Annotated in this window: 6 protein-coding genes and 3 pseudogenes; 1 reads left to right on the forward strand and 8 read right to left on the reverse strand. The window is 41.3% G+C overall.

Annotated features, from left to right (window positions below; translation table 11 throughout):
- Positions 1–593: 593 nt before the first annotated feature.
- The 8 genes and pseudogenes from AC5JMK_RS00265 to AC5JMK_RS00300 form a co-directional block, all read right to left on the reverse strand.
- Positions 594–3,227, reverse strand: a pseudogene (locus AC5JMK_RS00265) (type I polyketide synthase); the annotation flags it as partial.
- A 99-nt stretch (positions 3,228–3,326) separates the two neighbouring features.
- A pseudogene (locus AC5JMK_RS00270) lies at positions 3,327–6,431 on the reverse strand (non-ribosomal peptide synthetase); the annotation flags it as partial.
- Positions 6,432–6,541: 110 nt separating this feature from the next.
- On the reverse strand, positions 6,542–7,330 hold the full coding sequence (locus AC5JMK_RS00275; RefSeq protein ID WP_495909118.1) for an aspartyl/asparaginyl beta-hydroxylase domain-containing protein: 789 nt from the start codon (positions 7,328–7,330) through the stop codon (positions 6,542–6,544).
- 38 nt (positions 7,331–7,368) lie between these two features.
- A complete protein-coding gene (gene asnB / locus AC5JMK_RS00280; RefSeq protein WP_495909119.1) occupies positions 7,369–9,228 on the reverse strand; it encodes an asparagine synthase (glutamine-hydrolyzing) in 1,860 nt (619 codons plus the stop codon).
- Positions 9,229–9,348: 120 nt separating this feature from the next.
- Positions 9,349–10,779, reverse strand: a complete 1,431-nt coding sequence (locus AC5JMK_RS00285; protein ID WP_495909120.1) for a condensation domain-containing protein — start codon at positions 10,777–10,779, stop codon at positions 9,349–9,351.
- A gap of 93 nt (positions 10,780–10,872) precedes the next feature.
- The gene (locus tag AC5JMK_RS00290) at positions 10,873–12,639 is read right to left on the reverse strand and encodes a condensation domain-containing protein (protein WP_495909121.1); all 1,767 of its coding nucleotides are present in this window, start codon (positions 12,637–12,639) and stop codon (positions 10,873–10,875) included.
- Between the two features lie 177 nt (positions 12,640–12,816).
- The gene (locus AC5JMK_RS00295) at positions 12,817–21,462 is read right to left on the reverse strand and encodes an amino acid adenylation domain-containing protein (RefSeq protein WP_495909122.1); all 8,646 of its coding nucleotides are present in this window, start codon (positions 21,460–21,462) and stop codon (positions 12,817–12,819) included.
- A gap of 265 nt (positions 21,463–21,727) precedes the next feature.
- Positions 21,728–22,294, reverse strand: a complete 567-nt coding sequence (locus tag AC5JMK_RS00300; RefSeq protein WP_495909123.1) for a transposase — start codon at positions 22,292–22,294, stop codon at positions 21,728–21,730.
- 426 nt (positions 22,295–22,720) lie between these two features.
- Here AC5JMK_RS00300 and AC5JMK_RS00305 point away from each other — a divergent pair.
- A pseudogene (locus AC5JMK_RS00305) lies at positions 22,721–23,098 on the forward strand (IS630 family transposase); the annotation flags it as partial.
- Positions 23,099–23,148 lie beyond the last annotated feature (50 nt).

A 23,148-nucleotide genomic window follows, 5' to 3' on the forward strand; every position in this document is an offset into this window, starting at 1 on the left:
ATTTCTGTTTCTCTCTAATCTCTTTTTACCGGGGGAGAGTGAAAAACTACATCTTGTAGTGTCTGTGTTGGTCTCTCTTGATTCAAAGCTACATACAACTCTAACGGTTGCTGTTTACCAGTTAGTATGTTTGCCAAAGTTTCTCCACACTGCTTGACAACATCTACTACTTCGGGTGTATCAGCACGGACTTTTACTTCTTCTAAAAAAATATTAATATCTGTTGAAAATGGCACAAAGTTGGTAAATAGTTCCCGATCTTGCTGTAGTTGACCTTGCTCTACAAGTATGTTCAGCCAACGACACAATAATTGGCGGTAGCGAGGAATAATTTGACATTGCTCAAACAACTCCTCTATGGAATACCGTTTGTTTGGATTGCCAAAAGCACCTAAATCCTTTAGAGCAAGATTCATGTAAGCAGTGCATAAATCCTCTAAGTATTGTTTGTTCGCTAAATATAATTGCTCGTCAAATTCCTTAGCTCCTACAACAGCTTGAGTCTGACCAGCCTTAACCAAAGATTTCCACAGCAGGGAATTGAGAAGCTTGTTGGTCTGTCTTGCATCCTTTGTTACGTGTACCAAGGAAGCCTGTGGTTCAATCCAGTAACGCTGACGCTCAAAAGGATAAGTAGGTAAGGGTATGCGATGACGCTTTTCATTTGTGTAAAAACCAGACCAGTCAATTTCAACTCCTACTAACCAAAGCTTACCCAAGCTATTGAGTAAAAATGCGACATCTGATTGTTGCTCTTGCGGATGCCGGATAGAAGTCAGTGCTATCAACTCCTCTGCTTGATGTTGTTTAGCCAAACTACTTAGCGTCCGTCCTGGACCAACTTCCAACAGTACACGCTGTGGCTGAAGGAGCAACTCACTAACGCCTTGAGAGAAGCGCACTGGCTGTTTTGAATGCTTAGCCCAATAGTTGGGGTCTTTCGCTTGCTCTGGGGTAATCCAAGTTCCGCTGAGATTGGAAACAAAAGGAATTTTCGGGGGATTGAGTTTTACAAGTTGTAACGACCGGGTAAAAGTCTCAATGATGGGTGACATCATTTGAGAATGAAAGGCATGGGAGGTATGCAAGCGCCTACAACTGACACCTGCTGATTGTAATTCCTGTTGCAATTGGTCTATTGCTGATTCCAAACCGGATACAACACAAGCAGAAGGTGCATTAATTGCCGCAACAGAAAGGTTTTCATCAAGACAAGATTGTATTGCCTCAAAAGAAAGTGCAACCGAAAGCATAGCACCAGATGGCATCTGTTGCATAAGTTGTCCACGAGTAGCAACAACTGCTAAAGCATCTTCTAGAGAGAAGACATCTGCTAAAGTGGCAGCGACATATTCTCCGATACTATGACCAATCATTGCCACAGGAGATATACCCCACGCCATCCACAACTGAGCTAGGGCATACTCAATCACAAATAGTGCAGGTTGAGTAATCTGAGTTTGTTGCAGTTGCTGTGTGGCAACTTCTATTTTTTCTTCATCTGGGTATAAAATTGTGCGTAAGTCAACACCTAGATGAGGTTGAAGTATTTCACAGCATTCGTCTACATGTTTCTGAAATACTGGCTCAGTCTCATATAACTCTCGACCCATGTTTACATACTGTGAACCTTGACCAGGAAACATAAACACAATTTGTCTGTTGCATGGTTTTTGGAAGTTAGTGAATATCCTTTGTGGGTCTAGGTTTTCTAAAATTGCAACTGCATCGTCGAAATTCTGACATAGAAGCATTCGACGATGTTCAAACTCTCGACGACCAACTTGTAGGGTATATGCAACATCAGCTAAATTTGAGTCTGGATGCTGTTTGAGGTAAGTGACTAAATTTGTGGTCGCAGTTTCTAGTGCCGAATCAGTTTTTGCACAAAGCAATAACAATTGCCAAGGGCGAGACAGACTAGAAGCTGGAGTAGGCGGAGCTTCTTCCAGAATCACATGAGCATTAGTTCCACCAATACCGAACGAACTCACTCCAGCACGGCGAGGAGTACCGTTGCTTTTCCACTCTGAAAGTGTAGTATTAACGTAGAAAGGACTATTGGCAAAATCTATCTGTGGATTTGGCTGTTGAAAGTGCAAGCTCGGAGGTATTTGTTTATGTTTTAATGCCAGGACTGTTTTGATTAATCCTGTCACACCTGCTGCTGTATCTAAATGCCCAACATTGGTTTTTACTGAACCAATTGCACAAAAACCTTTTTTATTTGTGCTACTACGAAAAGCTTGCGTGAGAGCCTTAATTTCAATCGGGTCTCCTAATATAGTTCCTGTACCGTGTGTTTCTACATAAGTAACAGTTTCAGGTTCGACTCCAGCTAAGGTTAAAGCTTCTAAAATAACTTGCCTTTGACCATCAACACTAGGGGCTGTATATCCAACCTTTAAAGAACCATCGTTATTAACAGCTGAACCTTTGATTACTCCATGAATATAGTCACCATCAGCAATAGCATCCTCTAATCTTTTCAAGACTACTGCACCTAAACCACTGCCACCAATAGTTCCTTTTGCTTGAGCATCAAAAGCTCGGCAATGACCGTCAGGAGATTTAATTCCTCCTTGCTGATAGTAGTAACCAGTTTTTTGCGGCACTCCAACGGTAACACCACCCGCTAAAGCCATATCACTTTCACCATTAAGTAAACTTTGGCAGGCTAGATGGATAGCAACCAATGATGTCGAACAAGCAGTTTGAACATTAATACTTGGTCCTCTTAAGTTTAATTTGTAAGAAATTTGTGTTGGTAAAAAATCTTTATCATTCCCAATAATAATATTGTTTCTTAATTCCATCAAATTTTGATTGGAATATAAGTTTGAAAGCAGGTAGGAGCTTGCCGCAACACCAGCGAAAAGACCAATTTGACCGCTATAAGTTTCCGAGTTATAGCCAGCATTTTCTAAAGCATCCCAAACACATTCCATAAAAAGACGGTGTTGTGGGTCTGTAATTTCAGCCTCTCTGGGAGAAAAACCAAAAAATGAGGCATCAAATAACTCTATATCCTCTAATATACCGTTTGCCTTGACATAATTGGAATCGTTGAGCAATGATTGATCTACACCAGCAGATATTAGTTCCTCATCTGTGAAAAAAGAAATTGACTCTACACCATTTTGCAGTTTTTGCCAAAAATTATCAACATTTTTTGACCCTGGAAAACGCCCAGCCATACCAATAATTGCAATTTCGTTTTTATCAATTAAACTAGCTTGTCTTCGACGAGATACTGAAGCTGTCCTATTTTCAGAATGCTTTATAGATGTTTCTTCTCTTGATTCCTGACTAAAAAATTTAGCTAGGTGGCTTATAGTTGGATATTGAAACATTTCTACTAAAAGAAAATCTCTTTGAAATAGTTTTTGTAATTTACTATAAACTTGAATCAAGAGCAACGAATGACCACCCATCTCAAAGAAATTATCATGAATTCCTACGTTTTTAACATTCAGTACTTCTTGCCAAATATTAGCAATAGCCTGTTCCACTTCAGTTTGAGGTGGTTGAGAAACTACTTCCAATTCTGGACGTACTTTATCAGGTGCGCTTAAAGCTTTCCGGTCAACCTTACCATTTGGTGTTAGTGGTAGTGCTTCCGATGTGACAAAAGCTGCTGGCATCATGTAGTTTGGTAACTTTGACTCTAAAAAGCTACGTAGCTCAGGAATTGTCAGTGTCTGTTCTTCTTGAGGAACTACATAAGCAACTATTCGTTGAGAATTTACCGATTCTTCGCTGACTACAACTACATTTTCTCGTACTGCGGTGTGTTGATTTATAGCCGATTCAATTTCCCCTAATTCAATGCGGTATCCTCGAATTTTGGTTTGGTTGTCAATTCTACCTATATACTCAATATCTCCACTTGGTAAATAGCGTGCTAGGTCGCCAGTTTTGTAAAGGCGATCGCCTTCTTTTTTACTGAAGGGATTGGGGATAAATTTCAAGGCTGTTAATTCAGGTTGATTTAAATAACCTCTAGCTAGTCCAACTCCACCAATGTGCAACTCACCCGATACTCCTATTGGTAATGGTTGTAAGTGAGTATCCAGCAAATATATTTGGGTGTTAGAAATGAGGCGACCGATGGGAATAGTATGGCTTGATTCATAGTCTTGACAATTGCAGACACTACTCCAGACGCTTGCTTCGGTCGGCCCGTATTCATTGAAAAGTGATGTTTGGGGTAATAGTTGACGGTGATGTTTGACTAAGGCGGGTGAACAAGTTTCTCCCGCGACAATCACGGTACGCAGAGAAATTAATTCAGCAGGTTGGATATGGTTTAACAACAATGCGTACAAAGAAGGAACACTCAACCAATGGGAAATTTGATGTTGTGCGATCGCCTTTCCTAAATGCCAAATATCTCTTTGTCTACCTTCGTTAATTAATACTAAGGTTCCTCCTTGACACAAAGTCCAGAAAATCACCGCCACCGAACTATCAAAGGCAAATGAAGGAATTAATAAAAAACTGCGAACGGGTTCTGAGTAATAAGCAATTCTGGCACTGGTAGAATGCACTAAATTTTTATGAGTCACTGGTACTCCCTTCGGTTTACCAGTGGAACCAGAAGTGTAAATAACATAGGCTAAATTTAATGTGGTTGTTGTAGTAATTGGATTTTCATTTTTTTGTTGGTTTATAGTTTGCCAATCACTATCTACAGAAATAACTTGAATTTCATTTGTAGCCAAATCTGCCAATAAATGCTGTTGAGTCAGCAGTACTGGCATTTGGGAATCGTTTAGTATTAAAGCTTTTCTTTCTAAGGGATAGCTTGGGTCAATCGGTACATATGCACCACCTGCTTTGAGGATGGCTAATATTCCGATGACCATTAAGAGCGATCGCTCTACACAAATCCCTACCAATACCTCTGGTTTGACTCCCAAAGAACGCAAATAATGTGCTAGTTGATTTGCTCTAGCATTGAGTTCACTGTAGGTTAATTGTTCATCTTCAAACACCACCGCTACTGCATCAGGTGTTTGTTCCACAACACTCTCAAATAACTGATGCAGACATTGTTTTTGATTATAATCTGCTGTTGTATCGTTCCATTCAACTAACAGTTTTTGACGCTCGGTTGCACTGAGAATTTGTAACTCATTAATTAATACATCTGAATTAATAACGGCACTTTCTAATAATGTATAAAACTGTTCTGCTAAATTTTCAATGGCTGCACCTGAAAATAAACTAGAATCATAGTGAAATTCTGTAGTCAAGCCACCTTCTATATCTTCACAAGACAACTTGACTTTGAATTGGTCAAAGCAAACATACTTTTTATCAACTGTAAATGAGATTTCATCGGCTAAGTAAGTTGTTTGACGTTCCTCAAATTCAAAACAGTATGGAAAAAATGATAGTTTTTCCTTATTATGAGCTTCATTGACTAGTTGTTCCCAACAGAAATACTCTTGCCATTCTTCTACTTGGCATATTGATTCGCTAACCTTTTTAATAACCTCGCTAAATTTATCGTTTTCTTCTAAACAACAGTGAACTGGTAAGCACTTAGCAAACAGTCCCATCATGTCTTGGAGTTCTTCATAAACTCGATTATTACAAGTAATTCCTACTATTAAGTCTGATTGTCCAGTGAGTCGCCAAAGTAATATTTGCCAACAAGCTAGAAAAAATACAGCACCTGAAATGTTATGTTCCTGGAGAATTACTTTAATTTTCATCTCCAAGTCATGATGAACAGTGCATGATAAAACTTTGGGTGCAAATTCTCTTTGCTCCAAAAACTGATTTTCAATTACAAGCTTGAAATTCAGCAGAGAAGAAATATCCTTGCTACGCCAAACTTTGATTTCTCTCTGTACATCCGCTGATTCTACTAATTCATTTTGCAATTCCGAGAATTGAATATATTGAATTGGTTCAGCTAATGATTCCCGATCTTGGATTTTGTATAAAGAACTAATTTCTCTGACTAAATTGTTCAGTGTCCACCCATCAGCATATAAAGAATGTAAAGCGATCGCCAAAATATATTCTTGTTGAGACAGAGTAATTAGAGTAGGACGTAAAATATAAGTTTCTTTTAAATCACAAATATATCTACTCTCCTCCGCCCAAAAATCATTAATTTTATTTTGTTGTTTCTCCTTTGAACATCCACTGACATCAATATATCGCCATAAAATATTCTGATATTTTTGTATTACCTGAACTGGTGTTTTTATTTCGTCTACTGCTTGTAAAGTTGTCCGAAAAATCTCATGTCGTTCTCCAACATGATGTAAGGCTTTTTGTATACGCTGAATATTGAGATTACCTGCAATTAGTATAGCTAATTGAGCGCGATAAGCTACACTATTCTGCTGTTGTAACCAGAGACGTTTCTGCTGATGCGAAAGCTTAAATCCTTCAATAATATCAGCTTGCATTTGCTCGATTTATCCTATATTGAATATGAGAAAAAAACAATTGATAAATGAATTATCTTTGTAGTAATTAAACAATCATCAATCAAATATGACTTCTGATTTTTGAATTCTCACTCTCTCCACCAATCTTTTGTTATGATGTGAGATTTTGTTTCATCTACTACCCGCCACCCTTCTTGGATATATTGTGCAAATTCAGTCTGCTCAAGTGACTCAAGAGCCTTAACCTCACTGTTTGTCAGTTCAGGATGCCAAACATCCACAATCAAAGCAATTCTACTTGAGGTAGCATTAATCCTGACTTCATGTTCAAAAGAATCATCAAATACCAAACACTTTCCTTCTTGCCATGTCCTTGTTTCGTCTCCAACACGGATAGAACATCCCAAGGGGATCTTTAAGCCTAAATGACATTTAATTCTGGCATTTGTAGGTCCGCAATGAGGTTCTATGATTGTGTTTGGACTTAAAGCAGAAAAACAAGCTACTCCTGTACGTCTGGGAATTGCTTCCAGAAGTTTTGTTGTTTCTGGACACTGAAGGCAGTTCTCTTCAAATTTTCTGCCTTGAAGGTAAAAATAGTATTGGAACCAGTCAGTACGTTGTCTATATTGTCTATAATTGTCAGAGGTTTCTGGTTGCATATATGATACAAAACCTTTTTTATTACACAAGTTAAAGAGTTCATTTTTAATTATTTGGAATGAGTTTTCTAGACTTTGTATCCATTCAAAATCAGCAGCATTGTGCCAAGGTTTAGCGGTCAATCCTGGATAAAATAAATCGGGATTTTGCCCAGGCTGTGTTGGTGGGCGCGTTTGTAATCCTTTCACGATTCTCAGAAATTCATTTAATCTTTCATCTGAGTTGTTTGGCAAGCTTTTTGAGGAAGTATTCATATTTAAGTTCCTTTTTTGAGGAAAGAGTCTGAAACAAATTACAAATGATATTGGGTGTGAAGAATATAGGTAGATAAAAGTATTAATAAGGTTGAGTCTAGGGCAATACGTTGACGTTCTGTCATTGTAGGAAGTTTATCTAACAAAGCAATAACTGTTTTTTGGTCAAAGAATGGTATTGATGCCATAGCTGAACTACGTAAAGATTCTTGCATTAATGTGTACAAGCGATTGTTGCTTGTCAAAGTAGCAGGTGGAGCAGTAAAAGGATGCTTTGGACGGTGATAAACTGTATCTGTCAAAAAAGGTCGAGCCGCCTCCCTGAGTAGATATTTTTCTTGCATTCCATGAGTTAACAGCGAGACGGGCATTTCACGCACTAACTCGAAGAGATGGTGATCTAAAAATGGGACACGAATCTCAACAGCGTGTGCCATTTCTAAACGTTCTGCAAATAATGAATAGTTGGGCAAAATTGATTTAGACCACAAATATAATGATTGAATGATTGGATTTCGTCCGGCAAGTTGTCCTGGGAAATCAAATTGTTCTAAAAAGAGGCGATAAACATCTTGTTTAGCAAATTTCAAAGCATAATCAGGTGCAAGTAAAATAGGAAAAAAAGCTCTGTCTACAGCTACATTTTTCAGCCAAGATGGCACAAACCCCAAGGTTTGTTGTACGCTTGCTAAAAAAACGGGCGTGCTATTGGGTAAAGTATTTTCTAATTTCTGTTTTGTATGATTGAGCCGCAAGTCTTGTTTTACATGACCATATCCAGCGAATATTTCATCAGAACCATCGCCGGATAAGATAACTTTATAGCCTGAATCATGTACCACCCGACTTTGTAAATATCTGGCAACACCACGAGAGTTAGTATCTAACGTCTCGGCGTGCCAAATCGCATCAGTAATATGGTCAGCAAAATCAGATTGTTTGAGGAGAATGGGCTGAAAGTCTACTCCTACCCGTGCTGCTGTCTCGCGGGCAATTGCTTCTTCATCATAACCAGCTTCATCGAAGGTGACAGTGAAAGCCCGAACTGTTTGGGAACTATGTTTTGCTGCTATACCTAAGACAGCAGATGAATCAAGTCCACCACTGAGAAAACTACCTACTGGCACATCAGCGCGTAGCCGGATTTTAACAGCTTCTTCCAATTTGTGCCGAATTTGTTCAATATATTCAGTATTTGTGGATCGTGGTTTTGAATCATCATCTCTTGGGTAATCAAGATCCCAATAACGCACAAGTTTTACACTGTGGCGTGTTCCCAGAAGGTAATGACCAGGTGGTACTTGATAGACACCTGCAAATAATGTGCGGTCTTGGTTTGCGTAAAGGAATAACTGTTGAAAAAATGACTCGTGATCCCAACGAGCCGGAACACCTGCTGCAAATAAAGCTTTGGCTTCCGATGCTAAATAAAGGATGTCACCGACAATTGTATAGAAAAGTGGCTTGATACCGAAGCGATCGCGGGCAGCAAAAAGCAGCTGCTTCGACTCATCCCACAGTATAAATGCAAACTCACCTCGGAGATGATTTAAGCATTGTGTCCCAAATTCCTCATATAAATGGAGAACAATCTCGCTGTCAGAATGAGTACTTAATCGATGTCCCTTTTGTTTCAACTCACCCTGAATTCGTTCAAAATCGTAAAATTCTCCATTGACAATGACGTGTAATTGTGAATCTTCATTGGTGATCGGCTGATCTCCTGTGGTCAAATCAATAATACTGAGCCTTGTATGTCCCAGTCCAACTTGTTGATGAGCAGCTATCCACTGACACTGCTTGTCTGGGCCACGATAGCTTAACCGCTGTGTTGCTTTTGCTAACGCCTCTGTTGAAATTGGCTCTCCTTTCGAGAACATTGCCACAATACCGCACATAAATTACACCCCTATTTATTCAAAACTTACGAAAACCCCTCCCTCTTCTTTTTTCTCTGTGTTCTCTCTTGCCTCGTGTGGTTCTTTTAAAAAACAATTCTCATAACTCAAACACACTTGCTATAATCCGATCGCCTTTGGTCTAATACTCTTTAACTTGCTAGCATTTAATTGCCGACGTGCTTCCAAAGCCAGAGATTTTTCCTTTCTTTCCAATTCATCAATGATTCTGATTAAATTCCCCAGTTGAGTATCAGGATTTGCGACCATAGCTTTGATGATTTCTTCAAAATGGCTCAATATTTTGGCAACTGTCACGCCACAGAAGCGGCGTAAATCGTAGAGCAGATGTAGGCATAAATTTGCGCCAGGTATTGCGACGAGCGCTAAAAGGTAATGAGTACTCGCAAACGAACGAATATTATCAATTTTTAAGTTTTGTGTACCTAATTGAGAAATATCTACTTTGGAGTTTTGAACTACTAAAATACTCTCAAATAAAGGCAAATTTTTAGGTATATTACTCCAACTCTGAACTTGTACTAAGGGACTATATTCATATCGACGCAAATTTATGTGTTGGATTTGAAGAGATTTTAGCCAAGGCAAAAGCAAATCCTCAGAAGCTATTTTTACTCTTGCAGGTAAAGTATTGACAAAAACCCCAACCATAGCATCAATTCCTGTCAAGGTAACTGGGCGACCAGACAAAACCGTGCCAAAAACGACATCTTTGTTGCTGCTATAGTAACTTAAAAGTAAAGCCCAAGCTCCCATTAATAGGGTATTTAAGGTTAAATGTTCCTGTTTTGCCAGAGAAACTAATGCTTCTGTGGTAGTTAGAGAAAATTCAACTTCCTGTTGAGGATAACGTTCCTCCTGAGCAGATAATTTAATGTTATTTTCGTCTATTCCTAGAGTGGTAGGTATTCTCAAATCCTGAAGTTCTCGCCGCCAAAATATTTCTGCTGCTGTGAGATCCTGCTGTTTTAACCAGGTAATATAGTCTCGATAGGGACGGCTTGGTTGTAACTCAATATTTTTACCTTGGTCAAATGCCTCATAAAAAGCAAAAACTTCCTTAAGCAGGATAGCATCAGACCAGACATCTGAAATTAAGTGATGACAACTCCAAATTAGCTGATGAGTGTTTGCTGCTATTTGGATGATTGCTAAACGCATTAAGGGCGGCTGAGAAAGATTGAAACCACGCTTGCAATCTGCTTGTAAATAATCTTGTAAATGAGCTTCTTGAGCAGTAGGAGAAAGTTCAGACCAGTCATACTGACTTATTGATAATCTTGTTTGACGGTGAACTATTTGAATTGGTTTATTAAGTCCTTTCCAGACGAAAGCTGTCCTTAAGGTTGTATACCTAGCTACTACTTTCTGCCAAGCTTGATCAAAGGCAAAGAAGTTAAATTTTCCATGTAAAATGCACAGTTGGTGAGCAAAATACATCCCAGAGTCGGGATTGTAAAGGATGTGAAACAACATCCCCTCTTGTGTAGGTGAGAGTGTGTAGATATCTTCGATATTTTTAGGGTTCATATCTAAAGATTTGGCGTTGCTGAGTGGAAAATGGTTTCATGCAGAGGCGCTCCAGAGGAAGATTTGAGAAGAGTTGATTTGAGATTTCCATCCTTATTGGTTGAGTAAAAGCTGATTGAGTTCTTCTTGAGTTAATTCGGCTTCGGGAAAGTCTGAGGGTGTAAAATTTACCGTATCTGTAGATTGAGAAAGAGCAATTAGCGATCGCAATCCCTCTATAAAATCAATAGCTAGTTGTTCTACGGTGGATTTCAAATGAATATTTTCGCTATATCCCCAACTGATTTCTAGCTGTCCTCCCATGACTTTCCCTATAACTTGTAACAGGTGAGAACGACTAGCACTAGGACTTATAGTCGCACCGGGGGATTCACTAGCTAATCGAAAGATGGAAGATTCTCCAAAAACGCGATCAAACTGCCCTAAGTAATTAAAAATAATCTCAGCTTGGGGAAGTGTACTTAATTTTCCTGCCTCACTTTGGTCTTCGCAACAATAACGTAGCAAGCCATAACCTATTCCCCGCTTCGGAATCCGGCGAATTTGTTCTTTAATTGATATTAAGGTATCAATGGGTGCTTGAGACTTTTCTATACTCAAATACACAGGAAATACGGAAGTAAAAAAGCCCACTGTACGAGATAAATCCACTCCCGAAATAACTTCTTCACGTCCATGTCCTTCCAAGTCAATCAGCAAATTATCCATCCCTGTCCACTGGGAAATAGTCTGTGCTAAAGCTGTTAGCAACACTTCATTAATTTGGGTATTATATTTTGCCGGAATTTCTTGCAGTAGTATACGAGTTTCTTCTGGTGTGAGGTATACCGATACGATACGAGTCGAGGCTTCAGTATTCGCACCTCCTCTTAAATCCACAGGTAAAGAGCTAATTTGTTTCGGGTGTGCCAACCAGTAATTCAACTCTTGTTTGAGTTCTGGTGAATTAGCGTAGTTCATCAGCAGACAAGACCATTGCTGAAAAGAAGTCGTTTTAGGTGGAAGATTAATTACTTCTTGGCGTATAAGTTGCTGATAAGCTGTTTGCAAATCTTCCACAAGTACCCGCAAAGAAAAAGCATCTTCCGTCAGGTGATGTAAAATCAACAGCAAGCGGCTGGTTTGATGAGAACCGAGATTGAAAAAAGCAACTTTCATTAGCGGCCCTTGGGATAAATCTAAGCTGCTTTGTAGTTCAGATGCTATCTTTTCAATGGCAGATGTTTGTTCTGTTTGAGATACATCTGATAAGTTGAATTGAGAAAAAGCTACTCTTTCTCCCAAACCTTCATTCACCTGTTGCCAGATTCCTTGTTTTTGTTCAAAACGTAAACGCAGCGCATCATGATGTTCTAGCAACTTCTGGCACGCTTCTTCTAGCAAAACTGGGTCTTGTCCTGGTTGTAATTCTAGTAGAACCGCTTGGTTCCAATGGTGAGGTTCTGGAAAGTTCTGCTCAAAGAACCACTTTTGTATAGGTGTCAGGGGTATTGCTCCAATGATTGGCTCCTGTTGAGCCTGACGAATGGGAATTGTACCCACAACTGTTGCTAACTCTGCGATACTGGAATACTCAAATAACTGACTGGTGCTGAATTGAAGACCTAACTGATGAGCTTTGGCGACAACTTGAATACTCTGAATTGAATCTCCTCCTAGAGCTAAAAAATTGTCGTGAATACCTACCTGCTTAATTCCCAATGCTTGACTCCAAATGGTAGCAAGTGCCTCTTCCACTGGTGTACGGGGAGCTACATAAGTTGTTTGTGCTTCTGTAGTTTCTTCCTTCATCAGCATTTCCAGAAGTTCACGCCTTTCTGTTGAAAGCAATTCAATACGCTTTAAAAGTTCGTCACTCATGCCAATTTTGGATTTTAGATTTTGGATTTTGGATTATTTGGAGATTTTTAAGCAATGCTATTTATGGTTTTTGCGTAAAATCGTAGGGAATTGAGGGTTGGAATTTAAACGCAAAGGAGCGCTGAGGTAAGTGCAAAGGTACGCAGAGAATTCGCTAGTAATTAATGAAGTGTTGTACTAAGTTTGTATCGATAACTTTTTTTTGGAAAGCATTGCTTTGACTTCATCTTCTGAAAGTTCCTCCAGCATTTTGAGAATTTGAGCCATTTTTTCATTCTCAGATTGTGTTTGTTCTGGTGCTGGTAAACTCTGGCGATTGACTTTGCCATTAACTCCCAATGGCAAAGTATCTAGGATAAGGAAGGCAGTAGGAATCATATATTCTGGTAACTTCTGTCTCAAATAACTTTGCAATTCACCCTTGGTAGGTGCGGGTATTTGTTTAGGGACTATATAAGCAACTAAGCGTTTGCTACCCGAATCTTCTTCCCTGACGATGACAACAACTTCTCGAATAATAGGATGTTGTAACAAGACCGCTTCAATTTCTGTTAGTTCAATCCGATATCCTCTCAGTTTCACCTGATAATCGCTACGTCCTAAAAACTCGATGTTGCCATCAGGTAAATAACGCGCTAAATCCCCAGTTTTATACAAGCGACTTCTGAGAGTGGGGAGTTTTGAGTTTTGAGTTAGGAGTGAGGAGTTAGGAGTTAGAAATTCTCCCCCTGCTCCTCCTGCTTCCCCTGCTCCCCTGCTCCCTCCGAAGTTCCGAGCGGAGGAAGCCTCCGCTCGGACTTCTCTCTGCTCCCCTACCTTTTCAAAGGGGTTTGGAATAAACTTTTGCGCTGTCAGTTCTGGGCGGTTAAGATATCCCTTGGCTATACCAAAACCACTGATATGTAGTTCACCTGGAACTCCAATTGGTACTGGTTGTCCGTAAGAATTGAGCAAATATATTTGGGTGTTGGCAATGGGGCGACCGATTGCAACAGGAGTCGTAATATTATGGTTTTGACAATCGTAGACGGTAGTCCAAACTGTTCCTTCTGTTGGCCCGTATTCGTTAAATAAGGATGTCGAAGGTAGCAGTTGATGATGACGTTCTACTAACTCGCTAGAACACGTCTCCCCTGCGACAATGACGGTGCTAAGAGAAATTAACTCGGCCGGATCTATATGCGCCAACAAAGCGCTGTAGAGCGAAGGAACACTCAACCAATGCGAAATCTGATGTTGAGCGATCGCCTTTGCTAACTGCCATATATCTTTTTGGCTACCCTCCTGCACCAGTACTAAGGTTCCTCCTTGACACAGTGTCCAAAATATGCACGCTACTGAGCTATCAAAGGCGAAGGACGGAAGCAATAAAAAACTGCTAACGGGTTCTTGGTAGTAGCTCATCCTCGCATTGGTTGAGTGAAGCAAGTTTTGGTGAGTGACTAGCACTCCTTTGGGTTGGCCTGTGGAGCCGGAAGTATAGATAATATAAGCCAGGTTTTCTGGAGTATTGTTATGGATGGGGTTGTATGTACACTCCTGACTCAAGGTATTCCAGTGTGAATCTAGGCAGACTACTTCAGATTTATGGGCAGGAAGTCTTGCTACTAGATGTGTTTTAGTTAGCAGAACTGGTACTTGGGCATCCTCCAGGATAAAAGTAAGATGTTCTTTAGGATACGCTGGGTCTAGCGGAATATAAGCACCCCCAGCTTTGAGAATACCCAGAATTCCCACTATCATTTCCAGCGAACGCTCTATACAGATTGCAACTGGTACATTGGCAGTTACTCCTAGACGCTGCAAGTAATGAGCTAGGGCATTAGCTTGATGATTTAGCTGTTGGTAAGTTAGAGACGCGACGCCAGTCGCTACAACGGGGGGAACCCCCGCAACGCCCTGGCTCATTAATCGCGTCTGTACATCTGCAAAGACGATCGCAATTGCATCAGGATTTTGTGCTGCCATAGCCTCAAAGTGTTGATGGATACAGCAGTCTTGAGGATATTTCCTGGTGGTGTTATTCCATTCTTCGAGTAACATCTGTCGTTGGCGATCGCCCAAAAGACATTGCGACTCGTAACGTGCTAACGGCTGTGAAGACATTACGCTGAGTGTTTCTTGAAAATAAGTGCCAATAGTTTCTAACTGGGCATGACTTATCTGTGTCAAGTCACACTCTAAATCGAGTTGGATACAATCTGAGGCATGATTAAGATTAAACTCAGACCGCAAGGTAAAATGAGTTTCACCAAAACCCCTAGCCCCTAAAACTTCCAAATCTTTGAGACTTTGCAGACTCTCATAAACATGAAAGTTAGTATAATTAAAAACGCTTTCAACTAAAGGCTGGAGAGCCTGACGACCAACAAGTTGGTGTAAATCTGCGTAAGGATAACGCCTGAAGGGTAACAACTCTCGTTCAGCAGTAAAAACCTGCTGCACCAACTCTAACCAAGTTCCCCCCGTCAGCTGCAAACGCAAAGGAACCGTGTTCAAATGGATTCCCAGAGTTTTTTCGCCGTCAACTTCTTCCAATCGACCATTCGACTCCAGCCCTGTGAGGATATCACTCTCGCCACTCAACAAACTCATCACCCTGACGTGTGCAGCTAACAAGACGTTTTTCAGGGGGACTTCTGCTAACCGAGCTAATTTTTGCAATTGCTTGGAAAGCTCAGGGGAAATAGGGACATCTAAAAAGCCAATTTCCGGGGTATTTTTGCTGTGGTGAGCCACCACCCAACGGGCTATTCTCGTAGTTACACAACCTGCTAATTTTTGCCTCCAAAAATCTTGAGCGTCTGGCGATCGCAATGTTGCACGCTCCAAAGCCACAAAATCTCGATAAGTTATAGCTGGGGCTGGTTCAATGGCTTTGCTTTTACCCTTGAGCAGAGCATCATAATAATGTAGTAATTCTGTCAACAAACAAGCTTTGCTCCAGCCGTCAAGAATAGAAGTGTGACAGCTAAAGGTGAGATAAAAAGACTGCTCTGTGAGGCGGTGAATGAAAAAGCGAATAAATGGTGGGTCAGACCAATCAAAATTTCGTCGTTTTTCAGCTTTTATCCAGGTGGAAAGTGCTTGTTGTTGTTGTTCTGGCGAGAAATCGCGCAAATCCTCGACGTGAAAGGGAGCAGTAACTTGTTGATGAACTAATTGTAGGGGTTCGCTAAAGTTAGTTAGATTGAAGGATGTCCGCAGGATAGCATGGCGATCGACAACCTGCTGTAGAGCTTTTTGAAACAATTCAATGTCTAGATGAACTTGCAAATTGTACAGAAAAATATCATGGTACATCGGCTCATCGGGCATAGACTGAGTGTGAAAAATCACCCCAGCCTGAACCCTAGCCAAAGGATAGGCATCTTCTACATCTTTGGGTAGATTTCGCCGTTCTGCGGGGGCAATCAGGCTAAATGGCTCTGTTTTCTGAGTTCCTAAAGCACTGGGTTCAACAAAAGTAATTTCTTGTGCCAGTGATTCGATAGTCTGATGCTGGAAAATCTGCGCTAAAGAGAAGCTTAAACCTTTTGCAGTGGCTCTAGCTAACACCTGGATGCTGCGAATCGAATCTCCTCCCAACTCAAAAAAGTTGTCGTGAATGCCCACTTGTTCAATGTCCAGCACCTCTGCCCAAATCTCTGCCAATGCTTGTTCTATAGGAGTGCGAGGTGCTACGAAAGCTTTTTCCAATTCAGGTCTGACTTTACCAGGAATTGGTAGCGATCGCCGATCTACCTTACCATTTGGCGTTAAAGGCATTGCATCCAGTAACACAAAAGCCGCAGGAACCATGTAATCAGGCAGCTTTTCTAAGAGAAAGCGACGCAATTCGCTAGTGGTGGGTGCTGGTTGATGACGGGTAACGCAATAAGCAACTAATTGCTGATTGCTAAAATCTGCCTGAGAATTAGCTAATTCTCCCTTGAGTAAGCGACGCAAACCAGTAATTGTTGATGAATTTTCTACGTCAACCAGTGGTGTAAAATCTCGGTTCTGTTCCTTCTTCTCAATTTCTCTGATCAAAACAACAACTTGTTGCAATGCTGGATGTTGAATCAGTACCGCTTCAATCTCTCCTAGCTCAATGCGGAACCCCCGCAATTTAACTTGATCGTCAAGTCGTCCTAAATATTCAATGTTGCCATCGCTCAGGTAGCGTGCCAAATCCCCAGTTTTGTAAAGACGTTCTTCCCCCCTGCTCCCCCGCTCCCCTGCCCCCCTGCTTCCTTTAAAAGGGTTGGCAATGAATTTAATATCTGTTAATTCTGGTTGATGCAGATAACCCCGTGCTAAACCCACACCCCCAATGTGTAGTTCCCCCGGTACGCCAATAGGTACTGGCTGCAAGTGATTATCTAACAGATAAATTTGCGTATTGGCAATAGGGCGACCAATGGGAACAGTGTGTTTACGACTCTCTCGTTCACAAGCCCAGAATGTAACATCGATCGCAGCTTCCGTTGGCCCGTACAAATTATGTAAGTCTGCATCCAACCGCGCAAAAAATCGTTCTTGTAGTTTCAAAGGTAGTGCTTCACCACTACACATCACCTGTCTCAAGCATTGACACGCCTCAAGCCCCGGTTCCTCAAGAAAAACTTGCAACATGGAGGGAACAAAATGCAGTGTGGTAATCTGTTCCTGGGCAATTATCTGAACAAGGTAGGCGCTATCTTGATGACCTCTTGGACGAGCTACTACTAAACGCGCTCCGGTAGTCAAAGGCCAAAAGAATTCCCAAATGGAGACATCAAAGCTAAAGGGTGTTTTTTGCAACACTTTATCTACTGTTGTCAGTTGATAAGTTTCCTGCATCCAAGATAGACGATTGCAAATTCCTCTATGAATGTTCATTACCCCCTTTGGTTTGCCAGTGGAGCCGGAGGTGTAAATTACATAAGCTAAATTATCAGTTGTCACCTGACTAACTGGGTTGTCTCCACTTTCACTAGTCCAAACCTCATGGTTTTTGTCCACCAATACCACTTGCGCCCCATGTTCGGGCAAAGCAGCGAGGAATTTCTCTTGAGTTAGCAACACTGAAACCTGAGCATTTTCCACCATGAAAGCTAGACATTCTTGAGGATAGGAGGGATCTAGAGGAACGTAAGCTCCTCCTGCTTTGAGAGTTGCCAAGATACTCACTACCATTAAGAGCGATCGCTCTAGGCAAATGCCAACCAACACCTCCGGCTCTACTCCCAGAGTTTGCAGATAATGTGCTAATTGATTGGCTTGGCGATTCAATTCGGCGTATGTGAGTTGTTCTGTTTCAAATACTACCACCACTGCATCTGGTATCTGCTCTACCTGAGCCTCAAATTGTTGATGAAGACAAGGTTTACTGACGTAATCTACTTGGGTAGTATTCCATTCGACTAATAATTGTTGCTGTTCTAATTCGGTGAGGAGTGGTAGAAGTGAGATGTGCTGCTGTGAGTCAGCAACAATACCTGCTAGTAAAGTCTGAAAATGACCAGCCATCCGCGCAATAGTGGCAGCATCGAATAAGTCTGTGTTGTATTGCCAAGAAGCAGATAGTGTTTCATCCACCTCAGCCATGATGAGATTGAGGTCAAACTGAGCAATTCGCTGTTCCAGGGCTAGGGACTCTAGCTCTAGTTCTCCTAATTTTATTTTTGCTCCTGTTTCCCATAAAGCAAAAGCTGCCAAACCTGATTCATTAAGGAGGTGCGCTTTCTGCAAGACAAACATCACTTGGAACAGAGGGGAGCGACTAGGATCGCGCACTGGTTGTAGTTGCTCAACTAGACGGGCAAAGGGGTAATCTTGATGTTTGAAAGCATCTAGTACACAAGAACGCACTTGCTTGAGAAATGCCGCAAAAGTTAGGTTTCCCGAAATATGCGATCGCACCACCACAGGGTTGACAAAATACCCAACTAATGCTGCTAAATCTGCCCGACTTCTACCTGTTGTTGGCGAACCTACTAAGATATCTTCTTGACCTGATAGGCGGTAAAGCAGCACCACAAAAGCTGCTAACAAGGTTGTATAGAGGGTAGTACTGTTAGCTTGACTCAAAGCTTTGAGTTTTGCTGTTAAATCTGCATTTAGTTTGCATAACTGCGAAGCCCCTTGAGAAGTTTGCACAGGTGGTCGGGGTCGGTCTGTAGGTAAATTTAAAACTGGTAATTCCCCTGAAAGTTGTTTTTGCCAGTATGCCCAAAGCCTTTCACATGTAGGACTAGCCAGCATTTCTCTCTCAGCGCGAACATAGTCTGTGTACTGTCGGTTGGGGGGGATGAGAGTATCTTGCTGGCCAGTTTTTTGTGCTTGGTAGATAATTCTCAACTCATCTACAAGCACTGTTAAAGACCAGAAGTCAGCTACGATATGATGTACAGCCAACAGTAGGATATGTTCATTGTTTAACCGCGCGAACAACTGCACCCGCAGTAAGGGGCCAGTTTCCAAATTAAAGGGACGGTAAGCTTCTGCGATTAAGCGGTCTTTAAGAACTTCCTCGCTCCAGGTTGCAGCGTCCTCTTGCTGAAAACAAACCTCTAATTGTTCGTGGATATGTTGCGTGGCTTTTCCTTGGTCAGCACTAAAAGTAGTTCGTAAACAAGGATGACGTTCTACTAGTATTTGAAATGTACGTTGCAGGGCAGCAATATCAAGTTCGCCATACAAACGTACAGCATTGACAATATTGTAGGCGGGGCTTGAGGGTGAGAGTTGATGCAGGAACCACAAAGCTTGCTGACCAAAGGAAAGGGGGTACTCAGTGACAACTTCTGGTACTGGAGTGAAAACGATTTCCGGGGATGTCTGTACTAACCTTGCTAAATCTGCAATCGAAGAACCTGCGAGAATGTCCGCCATTGGCAAGACAACACCTAGTTGAGTTTCGATGCTGTTTTGTAGTTCAATAGCGGTTAAAGAGTCGATACCTAAAGTACTCAAAGGCTGCTGGTAATTTAAATGCGATCGCTCTATTTTCAGAACTTGCGCTACTAGCTCTTGTAATTTAGCAACTAACTCTGACTGTTGCGCCTCTGATTCTAATTCCAACAAGGTTTCACGGGTCAACAAGCTAACTATAGAATTAGATTGCTCCAAAATGCTGCTGCATACAATATCTAGACTGTTATTAATAAATCCTAATCGGCAAGCATGACGCTGAATCTTGCCACTAGAAGTTTTGGGGATAGAGCCAGTTTTCAGCAACAGCACTGCATAAACTTGTAGTTCATGTTCTTCCACTACTGCTTGACGGATAGCTCTAATAACTTCATCCCCATCCAAATTTTTGAGATAAGTGCGTTTCACCTCTATCGCCAGCACCAACCGTTCCTCATCAGCTACCTCAACGGTAAATGCGGCACTACTACTGGGTTGCAGTGTTGGGTGGCTCTGTTCTGCTGTTTGTTCAATGTCTTGAGGGTAATGGTTACGCCCTCGGACGATAATTAAATCTTTCAGTCTACCAGTAATGAATAGTTCGCCCTGGTGTAAAAATCCCAAGTCTCCCGTCCGTAGAAAAGGGCCTTTTCCAGTATCTTGCAGGTAAGCTTGGAAAGTCTGCTGTGTCTGTTCTATCTGGTTCCAGTAGCCTTGAGCTACACTCCCACCTGCTACCCAAATCTCACCCACTTCATTACTGGTGCAACGAGTCAAAGTATCAGGATTGGCAATCACAATCTGCAAATCCTCTAGGGGTTGACCACAAGAGACTAGCATCTTTTCCCCAACAGCCGGGACAACTTGATTTCGAGCCAGTGCTGTTTGCTGGAAGGGTTGCATTATTGGTGCGGCTGTCTTCAGTCCACCAGAAACCATCAAAGTAGTTTCCGCCATACCGTAACAGGGGTAGAAAGCTTGGCGGCGAAAACCACATTCAGCAAAAGTTGTGGCGAAGCGTTCCAACGTATCAGCTCGTATAGGTTCTGCTCCGTTAAAAGCGACTTCCCAACTACTTAAGTCAAGAGTCGCTCGTTGTTCGGGAGTAATCTTATTCACACAGAGGTCGTAGGCAAAATTCGGCCCACCGCTAGTAGTGGCTTTGTATCGGGAAATCGCCTGTAACCAACGTACAGGGCGCTGTAGAAACGCAACAGGAGCCATGAGAATACAGGGGATACCCAAGTACAAGGGCTGAAGCATATTTCCAATCAGTCCCATATCATGGAACAGCGGCAACCAACCGACAAAGATAGTCTTGGAGCTATGCCCCATAGCCTGCTGGATGATGCGTTGGTTATGTAGAAGATTGCCATGACTCACCATTACCCCTTTAGGTGTGGCAGTAGAACCTGATGTGTATTGTAGAAAAGCTAAGGTATCACTACTAGGTTGAGTCTGTTGCCAGTTATTTTCTAGTCCACTCTGAAGATTGTCGGTAGTCACCCACTGCATGTACTGGAGGTTTGGAGTTTGCGGCAACTGATGTTCTATCTGGGTAAGAATCTTGGTGGTTGTTAGCGCCACAGTTGCTTGTGAGTCAGCCACAATACCTTCTAATCTGGGCATGGGTCGATTCAGCCGAGGTGGATAAGCAGGGACGGCAACGACGCCAGCGTAGAGACACCCAAAAAAGGCGGCAATGTATTCTAGACCTGGCGGATACAGTAGTACAGCACGCTCCCCACTGACTAGGCAATTTTGTAGCCTTGCTGCAATAGTTCGAGCTTGACAATCGAGTTCCTGATAAGTCAAATGGGCTTCTTCTGTTTCTCCATCAAGCAAAAAAGAATAAGCTTTCTGGTTGGGCTGTTGACTGGCTTGAAAACGAAGAATTTCTACGAAAGTAGAAAAATCAATTGGTAGCCCTAAAGGTTGATTGCCCATTTGTCATACTACTCACTTACTAATCATGGTTATGAGTTCGAGCAAGATTCTTCAACTACTAAATCTAGTTATTACCTGTGTCAAAAGACAAGATGTCAAACTTCAGCTAACATAACGAGAGCGATTTTTTGGGGCAGCTAGGCTGTTAATTACTTGATTAATGATAATTATTATCATAATGCTCTTGTTCTTGTCAAGAAGATTACATAAGATTAATAATTCAGCCCTCTAAATATTGACAAATAACAGATTTTATGGTATTGCTTCACGGGATAGCACCAAGAGATGCTTTGTATTGCTTGAGCTTTCGAGCAGTGGAACAGTGGGGATGTTTGCCATCAACAGAGAGTGGTGGTCGCTTCTTTTTGGGACTTCTGGGATGCTTGCGGAAGGATTTGAGATGTACTTTAGTTGCTAAGTGCTGGAGAATATCTACCATCTGATTGAGCGTAAAATCTTCAAAGCATTGCCAATGAACCGGAGGAATCGCAATCATCATGCCTCGATAGATACCGTGAATATCATCCACCAGGTAAAAATCTGATAGCCCGGCTTCGATTTTGTCAACCCCATGTACACTGCCAAGGACTGATTTAAGTGTCGCTATTTGGTTGTAGGCTGACAGTGCCAGACAATAGGAGAATAAGGCAGCTTTGGGATAAGCTAAAGTTTCAATTTCGCCATGAAAGTTTTGAGTCAGGATTTGGAATAAAGTTTCCACACTCCACCGCCCTTGATAAAGTTCTGCCACCAGAATCCCGGAAGCATCTGTGGGTGGCAAGTTGGTGAAAATAGCAATTTCCCAATCTTGGTCACGGGTGGGACGATTCAAACCAGACTCATCAAATCCACCTGAGTCGAAAACAGTAACTCTTGAGAGTATTGGCGAACGCTTGAAGTCTCGAATAGCTGATTCATCCGTGAGGAGTTAAAAATATTTTCCATCAGGACTCGCATCATTACACGCTCCGGGGCTGGCTTTTACAAAAGCATCAAATATGGGAGATAAGTAACTGGACAGAATTAATTACACAAATTAATAATATAATAAATAAGCATAAATAAGTTGTGTATTAATTACTGTTGAAGATGATATTCATCCGAGAAATCAATCCCCTCTCAGCTAAATTACTAGAGCGAATTTATCGCCAAAGCCAACATCATCAGGTACGTCAAAGAGCGCATTGCCTTATATTAGCTTCGCAAGGAGTAAAAAAAGAAGAATTAATGAAGATTCTTAAAGTCAGCTATAAGACACTTTAGCTTAATACCTTCAGTACCTTATGGATGGCAGGATACTGGAGAATATTTAGCAATTAAAAGTCGTCGTAGCCGTCGCTTAAATGTTTTAGGATTTCTGAGCAGAAAAAATAAACTTGAAACTTATACTTCGTATCAAAGTATTAATTCTGACGTTGTTGTTCATTGTATTGATACTTTTTTTCCTGTAGTAAATAGACCAACAGTGATTGTTGCAGATAGATCTTCTATTCATACCAGCAACATTATTATTGATAAAATTGAAGAATGGAAAGAGCGTGGTATTACGATTTTTGAATTACCATCTTATTCACCAGAATTAAATTTGATTGAGATTTTATGGCGTTTTATCAAATATCATTGGATTGAGATAAGTAGAACGAGGTGAAAAAACCAAACTGTGTAAAGATAAGTAAATACGTACAA

The sequence above is a fragment of the Pelatocladus sp. genome (assembly GCF_059505505.1).

Excerpts from the sequence above, each read along its gene's own strand:
- AC5JMK_RS00275 (WP_495909118.1), bottom strand. The coding sequence starts at position 7,330 with ATGAATACTTCCTCAAAAAGCTTGCCAAACAACTCAGATGAAAGATTA.
- asnB (WP_495909119.1), bottom strand. The coding sequence starts at position 9,228 with ATGTGCGGTATTGTGGCAATGTTCTCGAAAGGAGAGCCAATTTCAACA.
- AC5JMK_RS00285 (WP_495909120.1), bottom strand. The coding sequence starts at position 10,779 with ATGAACCCTAAAAATATCGAAGATATCTACACACTCTCACCTACACAA.
- AC5JMK_RS00290 (WP_495909121.1), bottom strand. The coding sequence starts at position 12,639 with ATGAGTGACGAACTTTTAAAGCGTATTGAATTGCTTTCAACAGAAAGG.
- AC5JMK_RS00295 (WP_495909122.1), bottom strand. The coding sequence starts at position 21,462 with ATGGGCAATCAACCTTTAGGGCTACCAATTGATTTTTCTACTTTCGTA.